Source organism: Candidatus Micrarchaeota archaeon, assembly GCA_028866575.1.
Taxonomy (GTDB): domain Archaea; phylum Micrarchaeota; class Micrarchaeia; order Micrarchaeales; family Micrarchaeaceae; genus UBA12276.
Genome location: JAGWHU010000007.1, coordinates 1 through 14,925, shown reverse-complemented (window position 1 = coordinate 14,925; position 14,925 = coordinate 1). Strand labels below are relative to the sequence as shown.

The 14,925-nt window shown below is 45.1% G+C and carries 22 protein-coding genes and 1 tRNA gene; 12 read left to right on the top strand and 11 right to left on the bottom strand.

Annotation, left to right across the window (positions count from 1 at the left end):
- Nucleotides 1-55 precede the first annotated feature (55 nt).
- The 6 genes from KGI06_04585 to KGI06_04560 all read left to right on the top strand — a co-directional run bounded on the left by KGI06_04585 (nt 56) and on the right by KGI06_04560 (nt 2,880).
- Nucleotides 56-130, top strand: a tRNA-Glu gene (locus KGI06_04585).
- A gap of 39 nt (nt 131-169) precedes the next feature.
- On the top strand, nt 170-556 hold the full coding sequence (locus KGI06_04580; protein MDE1871484.1) for an inorganic diphosphatase: 387 nt from the start codon (nt 170-172) through the stop codon (nt 554-556).
- Nucleotides 557-575: 19 nt separating this feature from the next.
- Complete coding sequence (locus tag KGI06_04575; protein MDE1871483.1) at nt 576-1,178, top strand: hypothetical protein; 603 nt, start codon at nt 576-578, stop codon at nt 1,176-1,178.
- A gap of 179 nt (nt 1,179-1,357) precedes the next feature.
- Nucleotides 1,358-1,516, top strand: a complete 159-nt coding sequence (locus tag KGI06_04570) for a hypothetical protein (GenBank protein MDE1871482.1) — start codon at nt 1,358-1,360, stop codon at nt 1,514-1,516.
- A gap of 52 nt (nt 1,517-1,568) precedes the next feature.
- Nucleotides 1,569-2,363: a hypothetical protein gene (locus KGI06_04565; protein ID MDE1871481.1), complete on the top strand. Its 795-nt coding sequence runs from the start codon at nt 1,569-1,571 to the stop codon at nt 2,361-2,363.
- Nucleotides 2,356-2,880 carry a hypothetical protein gene (locus tag KGI06_04560; GenBank protein MDE1871480.1) on the top strand — a complete coding sequence of 175 codons (525 nt, stop codon included), beginning with the start codon at nt 2,356-2,358 and terminating at the stop codon, nt 2,878-2,880. Before KGI06_04565 ends, KGI06_04560 begins: the two co-directional genes overlap by 8 nt.
- Before the next feature lie 347 nt (nt 2,881-3,227).
- Here KGI06_04560 and KGI06_04555 read toward each other — a convergent pair whose 3' ends face one another.
- The 3 genes from KGI06_04555 to KGI06_04545 all read right to left on the bottom strand — a co-directional run bounded on the left by KGI06_04555 (nt 3,228) and on the right by KGI06_04545 (nt 7,276).
- A complete protein-coding gene (locus tag KGI06_04555) occupies nt 3,228-5,570 on the bottom strand; it encodes a PQQ-binding-like beta-propeller repeat protein (protein ID MDE1871479.1) in 2,343 nt (780 codons plus the stop codon).
- Between the two features lie 185 nt (nt 5,571-5,755).
- Nucleotides 5,756-6,100, bottom strand: a complete 345-nt coding sequence (locus KGI06_04550) for a hypothetical protein (GenBank protein MDE1871478.1) — start codon at nt 6,098-6,100, stop codon at nt 5,756-5,758.
- Between the two features lie 162 nt (nt 6,101-6,262).
- Nucleotides 6,263-7,276: an Lrp/AsnC family transcriptional regulator gene (locus KGI06_04545; GenBank protein MDE1871477.1), complete on the bottom strand. Its 1,014-nt coding sequence runs from the start codon at nt 7,274-7,276 to the stop codon at nt 6,263-6,265.
- Nucleotides 7,277-7,514: 238 nt separating this feature from the next.
- Between KGI06_04545 and ftsZ the strand changes: the two genes are divergently transcribed.
- The gene (gene ftsZ, locus KGI06_04540) at nt 7,515-8,582 is read left to right on the top strand and encodes a cell division protein FtsZ (GenBank protein ID MDE1871476.1); all 1,068 of its coding nucleotides are present in this window, start codon (nt 7,515-7,517) and stop codon (nt 8,580-8,582) included.
- A 78-nt stretch (nt 8,583-8,660) separates the two neighbouring features.
- Here ftsZ and KGI06_04535 read toward each other — a convergent pair whose 3' ends face one another.
- The 4 genes from KGI06_04535 to KGI06_04520 all read right to left on the bottom strand — a co-directional run bounded on the left by KGI06_04535 (nt 8,661) and on the right by KGI06_04520 (nt 10,563).
- Nucleotides 8,661-9,188 carry a hypothetical protein gene (locus KGI06_04535; protein ID MDE1871475.1) on the bottom strand — a complete coding sequence of 176 codons (528 nt, stop codon included), beginning with the start codon at nt 9,186-9,188 and terminating at the stop codon, nt 8,661-8,663.
- Nucleotides 9,189-9,247: 59 nt separating this feature from the next.
- Nucleotides 9,248-9,856: a hypothetical protein gene (locus KGI06_04530; protein MDE1871474.1), complete on the bottom strand. Its 609-nt coding sequence runs from the start codon at nt 9,854-9,856 to the stop codon at nt 9,248-9,250.
- 24 nt (nt 9,857-9,880) lie between these two features.
- Nucleotides 9,881-10,165, bottom strand: a complete 285-nt coding sequence (locus KGI06_04525; GenBank protein ID MDE1871473.1) for a hypothetical protein — start codon at nt 10,163-10,165, stop codon at nt 9,881-9,883.
- Between the two features lie 86 nt (nt 10,166-10,251).
- Nucleotides 10,252-10,563, bottom strand: coding sequence for a Rieske (2Fe-2S) protein (locus tag KGI06_04520; protein MDE1871472.1), 312 nt, complete (start codon nt 10,561-10,563; stop codon nt 10,252-10,254).
- 99 nt (nt 10,564-10,662) lie between these two features.
- On the opposite strand from KGI06_04520, the gene KGI06_04515 reads away from it, so the two are divergent.
- Nucleotides 10,663-10,953, top strand: coding sequence for a DUF59 domain-containing protein (locus tag KGI06_04515; protein ID MDE1871471.1), 291 nt, complete (start codon nt 10,663-10,665; stop codon nt 10,951-10,953).
- Here the strand turns inward: KGI06_04515 and KGI06_04510 are convergent, their stop codons facing one another.
- From KGI06_04510 to KGI06_04495, 4 genes are all read right to left on the bottom strand, one after another.
- On the bottom strand, nt 10,954-11,619 hold the full coding sequence (locus KGI06_04510) for a hypothetical protein (protein ID MDE1871470.1): 666 nt from the start codon (nt 11,617-11,619) through the stop codon (nt 10,954-10,956).
- A 71-nt stretch (nt 11,620-11,690) separates the two neighbouring features.
- Entirely contained in the window at nt 11,691-12,155 is a 465-nt protein-coding gene (locus KGI06_04505; protein ID MDE1871469.1) for a hypothetical protein, read from the bottom strand.
- Between the two features lie 96 nt (nt 12,156-12,251).
- Entirely contained in the window at nt 12,252-12,665 is a 414-nt protein-coding gene (locus KGI06_04500) for a DUF1801 domain-containing protein (GenBank protein MDE1871468.1), read from the bottom strand.
- Between the two features lie 23 nt (nt 12,666-12,688).
- On the bottom strand, nt 12,689-13,252 hold the full coding sequence (locus KGI06_04495; protein ID MDE1871467.1) for a nucleoside-diphosphate kinase: 564 nt from the start codon (nt 13,250-13,252) through the stop codon (nt 12,689-12,691).
- A gap of 73 nt (nt 13,253-13,325) precedes the next feature.
- Between KGI06_04495 and KGI06_04490 the strand changes: the two genes are divergently transcribed.
- The 4 genes from KGI06_04490 (at nt 13,326) to KGI06_04475 (ending at nt 14,705) form a co-directional block, all read left to right on the top strand.
- Nucleotides 13,326-13,493: a hypothetical protein gene (locus KGI06_04490; GenBank protein MDE1871466.1), complete on the top strand. Its 168-nt coding sequence runs from the start codon at nt 13,326-13,328 to the stop codon at nt 13,491-13,493.
- A gap of 67 nt (nt 13,494-13,560) precedes the next feature.
- Nucleotides 13,561-13,968: a hypothetical protein gene (locus KGI06_04485; protein ID MDE1871465.1), complete on the top strand. Its 408-nt coding sequence runs from the start codon at nt 13,561-13,563 to the stop codon at nt 13,966-13,968.
- Between the two features lie 86 nt (nt 13,969-14,054).
- On the top strand, nt 14,055-14,234 hold the full coding sequence (locus KGI06_04480; protein MDE1871464.1) for a hypothetical protein: 180 nt from the start codon (nt 14,055-14,057) through the stop codon (nt 14,232-14,234).
- Nucleotides 14,235-14,705 (top strand): hypothetical protein, encoded by a 471-nt coding sequence (locus tag KGI06_04475; protein MDE1871463.1) that lies wholly within the window; start codon nt 14,235-14,237, stop codon nt 14,703-14,705. It abuts the gene before it with no gap.
- Nucleotides 14,706-14,925 lie beyond the last annotated feature (220 nt).

Sequence of the window (14,925 nt, the reverse complement as noted above, 5' to 3'; positions counted from 1 at the left end):
TTATAAGTTATAAGGGAAAGTTAATATATTATTACCATACCATAGAATCATCCAAGCTCCTATCGTCCAGCTCGGCCAAGGACACTGGGCTTTCAACCCAGGAACTCGGGTTCAAATCCCGATGGGAGCACAGGGGAGATTTGAACCTAGCTAAAAATAGTTGGTTGATATGCGTGCAAATAATGAAGAACATATAAACTCAAGAAAATTTATAGGTAAAACTGTTAGTGTCACCATAGACCGACCATTAGGTAGTAGGCATCCTAAGCACGACTTTATTTATCCGATAAATTATGGTTATGTAAAAAGAGAAAAATCTGCGGATGGAGAGGATATCGATGCATATGTTTTGGGCGTATTCAAACCCATAAACAGTTTTCGTGGAAGGTGTATAGCAATAATAGTCAGAACTGAAGATAATGATGACAAACTCATTGTAGTCCCGTTTAATAAAGCCTACTTGGATGAACAAATAAAAGCATTAACTGAGTTCCAAGAACAATGGTTCAAAATAAAGATATTTAGAAAGGCAGATAGGCGTGTAAAATCAAAATAAGTACATTAAAGTGACTCGAATGGAGTATACATTGGATGGTAGCAGGCTGATATTCAATAGGGAATTGTCAGAGTTAGATGAGCTGGTTCTTAAATTTGTATCATTGTTCAATAATGTAGGGATAAAATACGTGGTAATCAGCGGCTATGTCGCCATACTGTTCGGCAGGACAAGGACTACGGAGGATGTGGACATTTTCATTGAGGTTACAGATTCAGCCACATTCGGCAAGTTTTTCGACGAACTTGGCAAGAACGGGTTATGGCTCATTAATGGGGATGGGAAAGAAGAGGCATTCGAAATCCTAAATGAGCATCTACCAATAAGGATAGCAAAGATTGGCGAAGCAGTTCCGAATTTTGAAATAAAGTTACCTAAAAAGGAGACTGATTTTATGTCATTGAATAAGCCATTGGAGGTCATAATTAACGACAGACATCTCAATGTTTCGCCATTCGAGATACAGATACCATTCAAGTTATGGCTCGGAAGCGACAAGGACATTGAAGATGCCACGCATGTCTACGAACTGTTTAAAGACAAACTTAATAAGGAACTAATGCATAATATAGCTAAGAGACTTGGAGTAGAAAAGAAGATGGTTGAATATGGCTTCGAATAGGGATCTGAAAGAAAGGCTTGGCTTTGTAAGGTTCTGGGTAAATTACATGAAGACCCACACCAATAGCGTATGGTCAAGGCAGCAAACTATGCTGATAAATTCCGTATTGAAGACCGCAAATAGAGACCCTAAGTTATACCATAAGGTAAAGGAACGTTTATCAATAAAACCATGATGAGATGAAAAGCATAGAACCTAAAGGTTCAAATCCCGATGGGAGCAAAAGGGAGCGGGATAGTGGTATTCAAGGAAAACCGCACTCTTTTATTTCATATAAACGAGAATACTTAATAATGCTGATCCATACATATAAAGGGGGATTTCCTGCAATTAGGTAAAAACGGATTCAAGCTACATTTAGATTCAAAAGAAATACTGGAAAATCTTAGCTTGGGTAGCACTCTTAGAAGTGCAATAAAAGAATCCGAAGCAGTAATTGGTGTAAGGGATATAATAAAACTAGCCGTATTTGAAGGAAAACTAGAGAAGTTAGATATAAGACCCATCAATGATATTGAAGTGCGTGATCTATTAAGAAATGTAAAAAATAGGAGAGGTACACGCGTATACAAAAATACATCTGTATCTACACATGAATTAAATGGCGACTCAGTATATGCTATGCAATTATTTGCATCTTCTGAAAAATTATCAATGCTAATTACAGATATAAATCCAACCTTTAGTCGTTTGGGTTTTGGCTCAATGCAAGCTTCACCATCCCTAGTTTTAAAATACAACAAATATGCAGCAATTTATCTACCAGTAATAGTAGAAGTGCTTCCTAAAAAGCTATTTAGGGAGGCTGTTTCTAATCTTGAAAAAAGAGTCAAAGATGCACCTACGATAGATTACAAAGGGTCAGAAGGCGATACCAAAATCGACTTAACAAAAATGTTGGCTGGAGCAAAAACCATATTGGATAAAAACAATATGCTTGCAGTTATACGTGATGGAACACATAGAGCATATCTGGCTGCAATACAAAATACACATTCGACTAACGGAAACGGACGTACAAATATCATTCTAGTACAAAATTCCACTGGTTCTGCTCACTCAATACCTATAAAAATATCAGATATTGTAGTTGTAAGAGAAAAACCCAAAAGTAATGAAGATAGGTACTTAGGTTTAGTTCAGAGAGAAATGGAATATTTTAAGGGCATTGGTGTAGATGGCTAGGAAAAAGAATCTATTACTCGTAGACTTTGATGATACCTTATTTTTTACTAAAGAAGGAATAGAACTTTCAAGTAAAGAAGTTTTGGGTAGAAGAATTGACAGAGAAGCTGTAAGGAAATTACCTAATGATATTAAGGAAAAAATATACAAGCTTGCACAGTCAAAATATACTAAATACTCTAAACTAAATAAAACGCTGTATAAGGTAATATCAAAAAGTGTGGATTATGATATTTTTATACTTACTGCACGAACAAATAAGACCAGAATTTTTACAGAAAAACTACTGAGTACAAACAGAGTAAATTATGATGAGCTTATAATCCGAAAAAGTTACAAAATAAAAGATGAGTTATGGAAATCAAATATTGTAAAGAAGTTATCTAAATCATACAAAAAAATTAAGTTGTATGATGACAAGGAAGACAATATATGTTATATTTCGGAAAATAATAGAGAAAAAAATATTGAATTCTATATTGTATCAAATAACAAAATAGAACGATACAAAGATTAACTATTTAGTTTCCACAAGCTAATATATTCTTCAAGACCTTACTACTCAACTTAGGCATCCTTCCAGCTTTAATGTTGATAATAATACTAATTACAGTTATAGCAAATTTCATTTTATATGATACAGTAAAAGAGTAGGATGCTTAGAACATTGATAAGGTTTTAAGCTATTCTTGAAGTAAGTTTATTATGATCTAAGTCGACAATGTTTTATAAGTGGGTTAATGGCTGTAACCGAAAAGCATAGAACCCAAATGGGTAACGCTCGATGGGACATCACGCTTCTATCGTAATGATTTGATTCACTTATCATAAGCATTGTATATGCCATTAAACAGCTGCTAATTCTTAGTCGGCGGATTTTCTAGTGGCCAGCCATGCCGCGATTGCTATAAAAATAAGAACCAGTGCTCCAATTCCGATATAGATTTGCGTTGCTGAGAATGAATTTTTAGAACCGCTTCTTATTGACGATATGCCATTCACCGTACTGCTGCTGACATTATGGTTGACGGTGCTTGTGCTGTTTATTCCTGGCTGTACAAATGGCGTTACCTTTTGGAAGAAGCTTAGAGTGGCAGTTGGTTTGGTCGTTGAGTTTAAGACGCTTGTAAGCTCTGCATAGCACCCGTTTGGCAGAGTAGTCAGTTGCACAGGTCTATTCAAGCTTAGGACATACTGAATATAGTTTAGGACTATTGTTGTATTTGTTGCACTTATGCCACTGGCAGCAACACTCAGGTTCCTTCCGCAAAAAGCAACGTTAAAGGAGCCACCCGAAGCCGTAACCCCGCTTACAACGGTGCCGTTGTTTGTCTTATTTATCGTAAGGTTTGAGTGTATTGTGGTCGTGGGGGGTGTCGTGCTTACCGGTACGGTTGTCTTAATGGTGGTGCTATTCAACGTGGTTGTTGATAGCGTGCTAGAACTCGAGCTGCTAGTAATTGTGTTGGCTGCAATGGTCGTAGTGGAGTTGATTGTATTGGTTGCGGGAGCAAAGCTTATTGAAAGCACGCCGTTTGCGGCAAGCGTGCCGTTGGATGGCGCAGGGACGTATATGACATTACCGGATATCACGTCCTTCACGATGAACTGGTTTGTAGGAAATATGAGATTAGAGCTGAAGATTATGGCATTCGGGGCAAGTGAAACCCTGATATTCGTGCTGTTCGGATAACTTACAGACCATGGTACGTTTGCCGCAAGCCCGTTTTCAACAAATGTTTCGCTATAAGTCTTGATGCCATTTGCGGGGATGGTTGTGGTCAGCGAGGTCGTGCTTACGGTCGTATTTGTTGCATTTATCGTGTTTGTAATGCTGTTAGAGGCTGGAAGCCTAAACGCATACAGACCCAGGGTATTTTTAGAGCCTGTAAGCCCCCCTGCAAGTATATATCCTTCAGCATCGCTAACCCCTCCTGCAATACCTTCCGGAATCTTGTAATGGAAGAGCTCCGCCCCACTTGCCATTGATAGCACATAGATGTTGCCATCCTGGTCGCCAAACAGCACCGCTCCAGGTATCGTTGTAACTGATCCATCTACGGTTCCCGGGGTTGTAAACCTCCATGCAACGGCGCCTGTTGATGGATTTAGCGCTTCAACAACACCGCTTGTCGTTGAGTTTGGATGATAGTATGAAGGTATGAATAGTTCGGGATTTGTTGTACCGTTCATGGCAGCAAGGCCTATTATGCCCCCATCCGGATTTGCCTGAGTCTCTGCAGTACCTACCGGAAAGTTTTCAAGCTGCGCACCGCTGCTTCTATCAAATATATAGTAACTTCCATCCTTGTTGCCTATTCCTACAACATTGTGCGTTGAGTTCTTTATGGTAACCGTGAATAGGTTCGGCGTTGACCCGAAGTCCGCATCGCCGCATGCATTTAATCCTTGGGTACATACCTGGTCAAACCAGTTCATATGCCCTGTTGTTGCATTTAGCGATATCACGGAATAGCCGTACAGCGAATTAGCGGAGGTATTATTTGAATAAGGGTTACCTGTTCCGAAGTATAGCGAGTTGAGGCTGGGATCAATAACTACAGAACTCCATACTCCGTCCCCGCCATCAGGCCCACCGGTCAGGGTGTTCCATGCTATGGTGCCGTTGCCCGTGTATATTGCATAAAGACTTCCCTTCCATGCGACTTCTGATTCGTCTCCCTGCGATGCAACGCCTATGTACAGCAAATTCTTGTATATTATCGGAGACCCCCATATGGCGTCCATATGGGTTGTTTTGTTTAGGTTCTCGACCCAGATAACATTTCCCGTATACTGGCTTAGCGCAAACACCGCTGTTGCATTCGGGCCCTTGAGTATTCCTACGGAGTGGCCTACATCTGCAGTTCCTGAGGGGCCCAGAGCTATGTAGAGCACGCCCCCAGAGAGTATCGGGGTTGACGATATCCCCGCACCCAGATTCTCCTTCCAGTTTACCGAGCCTGTCAGTATGTTTACCGAGTATACATATCCGCCCCAATCGTCGAAGTAGACATTCCCTCCCTGCACGAGCGGCGTAGAGGTTATTGAGTTCGCCGTTGTGAGATTCCATGCAAGGATCAACGCGTTGACGTTGCTTGAATTTATAGTGGAGTTAACCTGATATCTTGTGTCATAATTATTAAGCGTGAAATAGGTCCATTCGCCACCGCTTGGCTGCGCAGCAATTCCTATCGGAACTGCCAAAGCACCGAGAACTAAACAGACTAAAATTAACCTTTTAGTTGTATCCAATCACTCCCCAATTAGATAACTAATTAAATGAAATATAAAGCACTTTTGATTTCATACGGTTGCCTCCGTAGACCCTATCATGTATTTCCAGGAATTGACCTTCCTGTAAGGATCAGATTACAACTATTACAAGAATCTCATGTGTCGTCAAGATCCTTTATTATTTCGTGGTACTGTTTCCTTGATATCTCTCCCCTTGCATACCTTCTCCTTGCTATGCTCTTGGCATGTCCATGACCATGCCAGTGTCTTCCGCCATACCATCGCCATCCGAACATCCATCTAACCATGCACCATATAATCCAGACAAAAAGCAACAGCCAGAAAATATTCCATGCCCAGCTCCAACCGAAGCTAAATGCAGAGAAGCTTGGGTTTGATCGTGCTGCAAAAAAGAACACCGCTCCCACAAAAATGATTATCCCCAATATGAACAAGGCCTTGAAGAACCAGTGCTTTTCATCGTAATCCTTTTCCATCATTTAATCAGTGTAAATACTCAGTTATAGCATAAATAGGTGCGTATTTATGTACGTGGAAACTCTCCAATTAAAACGAGGCTAAAAAGCCAACGTTTCATGTTTGCTATGGGAAAACCGGCACCAAGCCGATAGCCGCATGCCGGCTATGCTGGCAAAAGATTATTATAGCCCAAAGGCACGGATCTCGTCCTTGCGCTGCTTTACAATTTTCTTGATGTCCGCATTTTGTATCGGAACGCTCCCGTATATTACATTGAGGATCTTTGAATGTTTGATATCAATTTTATCCTTTTCAAAAATTCTTTTATGGGTTGCAATCACTTCGTCCAAGTTGTCGAAATATGCCATGCCTATGGTATTATACATCCCAATTGCCGAGCTGACATAAAAAAACTTGTTGGTAAAAGGCAGGCTGCCTTCTACATCTGCGTAATAATCAAGGCTCCTCTTATAATTTTCAATCGTGCTGGACGTTAACGCAATCGAATAATTGTATACTAATATGTGCTTTTGCGGTGGTTTTTCAAGGACTATTGTGTATCTCCTGATCAATTTTGACTTATCGAGTACCTGTAACCTATAACGGATTGTTTGAGTATTTTCTTTAAGCTCTCTTGCTATCTCATTGTAAGTCATCCTGCAGTCCTTGTTTAGCAGTATGAGTATCTTTTTGTCAAGAGAGTCCATTTTTATCTTTGTCAGGTCAAACTTCTCGATGACGCTAGATGGCAGCGGCATAAAACCGATAATGTTGCTGACTATGTTCGATGACCTGATTACCGGATCGAATCTAATGAGCTTTTGGTAAATGCCTATGCCCCAGTATATGTATTCCGTACTGGTGTCTGCGATTGTTTTGAGTATCAAATCTGAATCGCCCTCCGTAACCGCTAAAAATATGATATAATTCTCGCCGCCCTTAAAAGCATCTTTTATCTCCTCAAGCGTGGGCTTGATGCCAAATTTTATGAACGAAATTTGCGTATGCGTATACCCAAGCTTTTGTATGTCAAATTCTAAGGTGTACCTTACTCCAAATTCCTTCTCCAGGAACTTTAAATTGCTGATAATTGTATTCCTTGAATGTTTGGTCTTTTGGGCCAATTCGCTGACAGAGACCCTGGAATTCTCGCTCAGCTCCCTGAGTAAGGCCCTTTTAGTATAAGAGTATTCCATAACAAGCCTTTCTTTGTAAGTCCTATAATATTGAAATTAAACATTTTAAAATATATGCATTCCAGTTTAAAAATTAGGCAGCATATAATCCGTCAGATTTAAGGGATGCTGGCAAATCTGCCCATCAAAATATCAGGGAAGAAGGGCCAAATGCCCCTAAATCTCCTATACTACCATTAATATTAAAAAACGATAGATGTTTAAAGCATACCAGATTACTATTAATCAGGCGATCACGATGACCGATATGGTACACGACGTATTTGGTGGAGGACAAAGTAGCAGCAATAGCGACGCGGCTGAGGAATTCAGCTCGACACAGATAAAGATAGTAACGGCAGGGTTTGGCGGTGCGGGATGCAACATCGTAAACAGACTTATAAAGGTGGGAGTGAAAGGGACGGACTTCGTAGCGGTGAATACCGATTCCCTGCACTTCAAGATAATAGACGACCGGATCAAGAAAGTCCTGATAGGAAGGGCGCTTACAAAAGGTTTGGGCGCGGGAGGAGATCCGACGGTAGGGGCAAAGGCGGCGGAGATTGACAGGCCATTGCTGGAAGGCGTCTTCAACAACACGCAGCTTGTATTCCTGTGCTGCGGAATGGGAGGGGGCACGGGCACTGGCTCAATAACGGTAGCGGCGCAGATTGCAAAGGAGCAGGGCGCAATAGTTGTCGCTTTCGTAACCTATCCGTTCGACCTTGAAAGGGTAAGGAAGGTCAAGGCAGAGGAGGGAATACAGAGGCTCAGGAAATACTGCGACAGCGTAATAATACTGGACAACAACAGGCTGGTAAAGCTGGTGCCGAACCTTCCGATGAATGAGGCGTTCTCCCTTGCAGACGAGGTGCTTGGAAAGGCAATAGGAGGGCTGGTATGGACGATAACGCAGCCAAGCCTTATCAACATAGACTTCGCCGACGTCAGGGCTATAATGGGCAACGGCGACGTGGGCATGATAGCCGTAGGTTCGGGAAGGGGAACCAACAAGGTAGATGCAGCGGCCGAAGGAGTGACGAAGAACAGGCTCCTGGACGTAGACCTCGAAGGCGCGAGCGGCGCGCTGATCCATATCACTGGCGGTGCGTCATTGACAATAGGCGATGCAATAAGGGCAGGAGAAAAGATAACGGACCAGATGGACAACAACAGCAACGTAAAATGGGGCGCGAGGCTGATGCCCGGCTATGACGACCAAATAGAGATAGTGGCGATAATAACCGGCGTCAAGGGCTCAAGCATAGTGGGCAACAAGGATGAAAAGCAGGAAACCACATACGGCGGCCTTGAAATGGTAGGTTAAAGCCCTACCTTTTTATTTTTATTCTTTTTATTTTTTAATTTTCTTTTTCTTTATATCTTTGGAAAAACTTAGAGCGGATTAGATCTTGAAGTGCTCGGACAGCCTTTCCTTCAGCGCTGCATCTTCAACGCATGGATTGTTAACCAGGTTTGCCGCTATGGAATGCGTGTCTGACTGGAGCCATCTCAGGATGACCTCCCTGTTGAACTCGCTGATCTCCTGGTTGCCTATCGAGGAGCTTATCTCATCGTCGAGCCTTATGACGGAATCAACCATGCTTTTGTGCAGCTCGGGATGCAGCTTCGGGTTTGCCGACAGCCTGTTCATCACTACGATGAAGTTCTTTGCCTTGAGCTTTCTGTTCAAGGATACGCTTGTGCCTATGAATTCCTCGACGCCAATCTCCTGGAACCTTTCGACGAACCTTTTCTGCACCGACTGGTGTATGCTTGGGTTGTGCGCAAGGCTCACCATTGTCCAGTGGTCCTGCGATGATGCAAGCCTGTGCTGCGTCTTTACGTCTATGCTCCTGATATTCGACGCGTGCGCCCTGCTCCTGGGCACGCCTATCCTTATTCTCTGAAGACTATACGGAATAAGCTCCATATGTACCCCCTATCTGAATAGATACTTGCAAATGGAAATATTTATACCTATGCAGTTCATCAGGAAAAGCCCAGCCTAAGTCCCTTTAGGCTGTCGACGTTGCCCTCCCCGACAATTCTTATTATATGCTCCACCTGCGCCTCCATCCCCTTCCTTTCATAATTGTTGAAGACCTCCATGTCGTAAGGCAGCCTGCCTATTCCGGTCTCGGATAAGTCGTTAAGTTCGCCCTCGGTAGGGTATCTTCCGTATTCCTTCTTGTAGACTTCCATCCTCTTCCCCTCGTCGGCCTCTATCCTTACGATGAGCATATCCGGGAAGCTGGCCCTCAGGGCCTCTGCCTCCTCCCTGGCCCGGATCCCGTCTATGATGAACTGCCCGCTGCCGGATGATTTTATCTTCCTGACTATGTATTTTGCCCATACCGATGCGTCTATCTCTCGCATCTTGTTGCCTATGCTGCTCATCAGCTTGCGGTCCCTGTCCTCCATGCCGAAGAGGTCCCTTGCGATTTCTATTATCTTCGTGGAAAATACGTATACTTTGGCATCGACCCCGAATTCCGCCCTTATCGATTCCCTCATCTGCCTGACATAGGTGCCCTTCCCGCTTGCCATCTTGCCTATGAACGCGAAAGGAGGTATGTACGCCTTGTTTTCTGAAGCCATTGCCCCACTTGGAAGATTGCAGGATCAGAGTTTCTTCAGCGTCGTGTCTGTCTGGTTGTACTCGTCCTTGAAGCTCTTGTATTCCTTCTTCAGGTTCAGCTGCGCATCGTATGCGAGCTTTATTGCTATGAGTATAACCAGCGCTGCCGACCATATCTTGAGCGAGATCACGTTCTCGCCTATGAATATGCTGTCCATTATCAGGCTTACTGCAGCAAGAAGCGCAAGAAACCAGAGCGTGAAATACAGCGCCATTTTCCTCTTGAGCCTTGCATAAGCGTACCTTATTTTTACGTCTATGTCTCTCATTGCAACGCCGCCTCGCCCTTTATCTAATAGATGGCAAACTTTAATAATATATGCAAGAGCGCGGCCCGCCCTTGACGGTGCGATTACTATGTCTCAACGAAGACTTCCTCGCCTTCGACTATTACCTTGTATACCGGCTCGTCATCCAGCTCTATCGCGAATTCCGTCATCTTGCCGGTTGTCACGTCCCACTTGGAGCCGTGCCATGGGCATGTGATTATGTTGCCTTCCAGCTCCCCCTCGGCCAGCGGCCCTCCCTGGTGGTTGCATATGCCCCTCATCGCGTAAAACTTTCCGTTCACGTTTGCAACGACTATGTCGTCCCCTCCTTCAACCGCTACGCTCTTCATGCTTCCCGGGGCAAGCTCGCTCGACTTTCCAACATGTATCCTTACCATGTGATCACCCTACCGATAATGTACAGGACTTTTATTTAACTTTTGCTTATTTATCATAGCATTTAAGTATTTTGGTTGCATAGGGAATACGAGGATATGGTGGAAGTAAGCGAAGTCATAACCGCGCTGTCGCAGTGCCTGGACCCCGAGCTTGGCGCAAACATAGTGGACATAGGGCTCATATACGGCGTGAGGATAAACGACGGCAAGGACGTGAAGCTGACGCTCACCATGACATCACCAATGTGCCCGGTCACCAGCATAATAATGGCCGATGCACAATTGAGGCTAGAGGCCATAACAGGCGTAGGAAAAGTGGAGCTGGAGCTCGTATGGGATCCATTATGGAATCCGGAGATGATGAGCGAGGAGCTCAAGTATACGAACTGACTAGTCAACGAATGTGCTGTTTGCTATCCTGAGTATGCCATCCAGTGCCTTCCTGTCGTATTCTATAAGCATGCTGTCCGGCTCGCGGAAGCAGTTGCATATCGGGTCTATGAGCTTTATTTCCATGCTGCCAGTGAGCATTATATTGCTAAGGCTGAGATCACCGTGCCCTATTCCCTTGTCGTGCATTTTTGCAATGACCTCTGACAGGTTCCCTGCAACGCGCACGAGCAGGCCGTTGTCCGATGGCCTTGCGAACAGGCTGGACAGGTCAGAGCCGTTCACGTGCTCGATAAAATATCCTACGGTCTCATCGCCCATTTTCGCGATGGCTATCGGGGCAGCAGTGTTGCCAGGTATTGCGCCGTGAATCTTGATTGACTGCGACACCTCGCTGTACAGGTGCACGCTGTCGTGACCATACCATGAAAGCTTTAGCTTCGACCTCCTCCCGTTTCCCCATATGCCGTGCGATTGCTCGGTAGTGCACTTGAAGAAAACGTCGTTTATGTCTGTTCCCAGCCCGGCCAATTGCGCCTTTATGTCATCCCTTGTCCTGAACGATATCCTTGGCAGGGATTCGGTCCCGCGAATCAGATGCCCCAAATAGCCCTCATCGGTCAGGTTCTTCAGGCCAGCATCCCATTGCACTGGACTCGGCCTCATTGCAGCATTCAGCAACTTATCACAATCTGTTTACGCAGTGTCAGATATATAAACATATCTGGCGGGGCAAGTCAGCCCCTAAGGAATCCTAGCATGCTGAATATCCCGGGCCTGCCCTTCTTCTCCTTGGAATCGTGCTTACTTGCAAGCACCTTGTCGAACTCCCTGTCCACGAACTCCTTGGTTTCTTCGGACACGTTCTGGTGCGCGCTTATGCTCCATAATATCCTGAGCCTCAGCCTGTTCCCGTTCTCCGGGATTTTGCTGTTGACTATTTCGTGCGCGACCTTTGCAAGGACACGGTCGTCCGAGCCCCTGGACTGCGCAAGCGCATCGAGAACCCCTATGTACCTGTTGTACCTGCCGTCCGATGCTACTCCGAATAGCGATAATCTCTCCCCTTTCACATTCACTGTGCCGCCGCTGTTTGATATGTCATCTATCAGCCTTTCAAGCTTTTCGTGTTGCAGCTCCGTCCTCCGCAGCCGTATCGCTATCTGTTTGTTTACATCGACTTTCCTCAGATACCTGCTCATTCCTTCACCTTTTTTTGGCAAGCGCTAATTGCTATGCTTTGCCAATTCCTTGATTAAAATGCCAATCTGACATCGGCATTCCGGTCGTTCAGGACTTTAATGAAGCTTAAGGTATTTATAGCTTTTGGCGTTTTTCGACAATATTCTGCCTTTTTGCATGTCCGAATCGTTAATCCTCATCCTTGCCCTTACGAGCTTCCTTATGAGGCCTGCTGGCATCTTTCTGTCAAGCGGCAAATGCACCGCAGATTTTGTCGTCTTATAATCCGCGAGCTCCTTGCCGTGTTTTTCTATTACCGGAGGGCGCAGATAAAGGCTGATGTACTTTTTGTGCAGCCCGAACCAGGCAAGACGCCCATTGTAGTTGTAATATGGCATCATGTAGCTGATCCCTTCAACTGCATTCGGGGCAACGCCCTTTATCGCCATCCTCACCTCCCTGAGCTTTCCCTGCGCTCTTACCGGCGCCATCGCAATGTATTCATCTACATCCTTCGGCCTTTTCCCCATATGCCCACTCCAATTACTGCGCATCAGTACATCGCGCTTTCGTCTGCCCTCTTGTAATCCATTATCTCGTTGGGCTTGAACCATACGCCTATTTCCCTCTCTGCGGTTGCCCTGTCCTCAGATGCGTGCACCAGGTTCTTCACAGCCCTTTTCTTCTCATCTGCAAGATCGTAGGAATCGACGCTTAACGCTCCTCTTATCGAGGAGGGATCAGACTTCCTGGGTTCTGTAGAGCCTGTTATCTTCCTTGTCACTGATATCGCCTCGTTGCCCTCAAGGACCATAACCACGACCGGCCCGCTGGACAGGAACTCTATGAGGTAGTTGCGCACCCTTGTGGCGAGCTCTACGGCGCTTTCCTTGAGTATTATGCCCTTCTCCTTGTACGATTGCAGCGTCCTGTTCCCTGTGTCCTCGAACCATTTCTGGTCAGCTATGTAGTGCCTGCCGGCAAGCTCCCTGTCGGGCCTGGACATCTTTATTGCAACCACCTTGAGCCCCGCATCCTCGAATCTGGATATGATCCTGCCTATAATCGCGCGCTGCACGCCATCAGGCTTTACGAGCACCAATGTTCTTTCAATCATGCTTATCACGTATAACCTAATTTTGTATACAAATGATTTATAATCATACTGCAATTATTATAGCGGTGGTGATGTGAGGCACGAGAACAGGATAACCGAGCTCAAGGCGCTGCACAGGCAGCTCCTTGCAAGGCTGGAAAGGCTCGATCCGGGCAAATTGCCCAAGAACGTGGACGTGAAGAAGCTTGAGCAGGCCTACGAGTCCCTGAAGGGATACAGGTTCGTACTGAAGAGAGCATAGGGACACGGCCAGTTTCAGGAAGGTTTATATATCATGCACTGCATAAGCCTTACTTCTAAGTGATAAAATGGCGACTATTACAGCATTGAAAAGGGAGCATGAGGTCTCAACTAAAAGGAAAAGGCACGTGGATGTTGATATCCGCAGGGCCCATGAAAACAGGTCCATAACAATAGAATTGTTCACGATGGACGGCAAGAGCAAGCGATGCGATGCATATTCCATGCTTGCGGTGGGCCACTACATGGCAGCTGCAAGGAAATACGAGGAAGCCGCCCTAAAGGCGCTGGTGTCTGTCGAGAAGGATCTTCTTTTGATCAGGAGGGACAACGCGTACAAGAATGCCGGAATCATGCTGCTCAAGCTGCAGAGGGTTTTCGAGGGCGTCGGATTCCTCAGGGAATCGGGAATGGCTGAATCGAGCATCTCGAGACTGGCCCACAAATATGTCATTACCGGCCCGGTACTGCTCTGATCCCTGGACAATTTTGCGCGAAAAAACCTTGAAGGAAAGTATTAAATAATATCTAATTGATTAGGTTTATGAGCTTAATTGGTTAGATGGGGAGTGTCGTTTCTATAACCTCCGGGCGCGACTGGGGAACCAGCAATGATGCAGGCAAGCCTAATCTGAAGAAGGATAAGGATGGTTCGAACGTAATAGCAATGCCCATCCCGCTCAGCATGATGCTAAGGGGGCCCATAGAACCCAGGCCAGTAAACGTCGAATACACTGATTGAATGGGGAACGTCGTTACAATATCTTCAGCACGAAACTGGGGCGCAACCGGAAACGCCGAAGCGCAGTCGCAAGGCAATCCTGAAGGCAAAGGCATGCTCATAGAAATGCCCGCGCATCTTCTCAGGAAGGGCCCAAAACTGTACGAGGTAGTGGATGACAAGTACCTTGCCTTTAAGGACAAGATATCCGGGAAGCAGGTGCTTGCGTTCAAAGACACGAAGGAGCCCATAACCAGGGAGCGCGTTGCGGACATTGTCGAGACAAGCAAGAAATGCAACAGCGTGCCAATGTTCCTGTGCTGCAACCTTGAGGGCCTGGACCTTTCCGGAATAGAGTTCGGCAAGTCGATATTCAGGCATGCAAGGGTCAACGGCACGAAATTCGAAATGTCCGGAATTTACGAGGCTGATTTCGACACTGCAATATTCAATATGCGGAATTCAAGCACAGGGCCTCAAAAAAGCATATAAATGCCGCAAAGAATCATCGGCAATCTGATCCTGCAATTTGCTTACGGCACTTGAACAAAGGACAGCAAATCAGCCTGTGTCCAATAATTCCACTATTTCCTAGGGGTTTATAGAAACCCCCAGGCATGTTTGTTTTGGCGACAAACATGAACGACCTTAGGAATTGGAGAGATATAAACCAGCGGTTGGTAAACCGTGGACGAACGTCAACATACCTCAA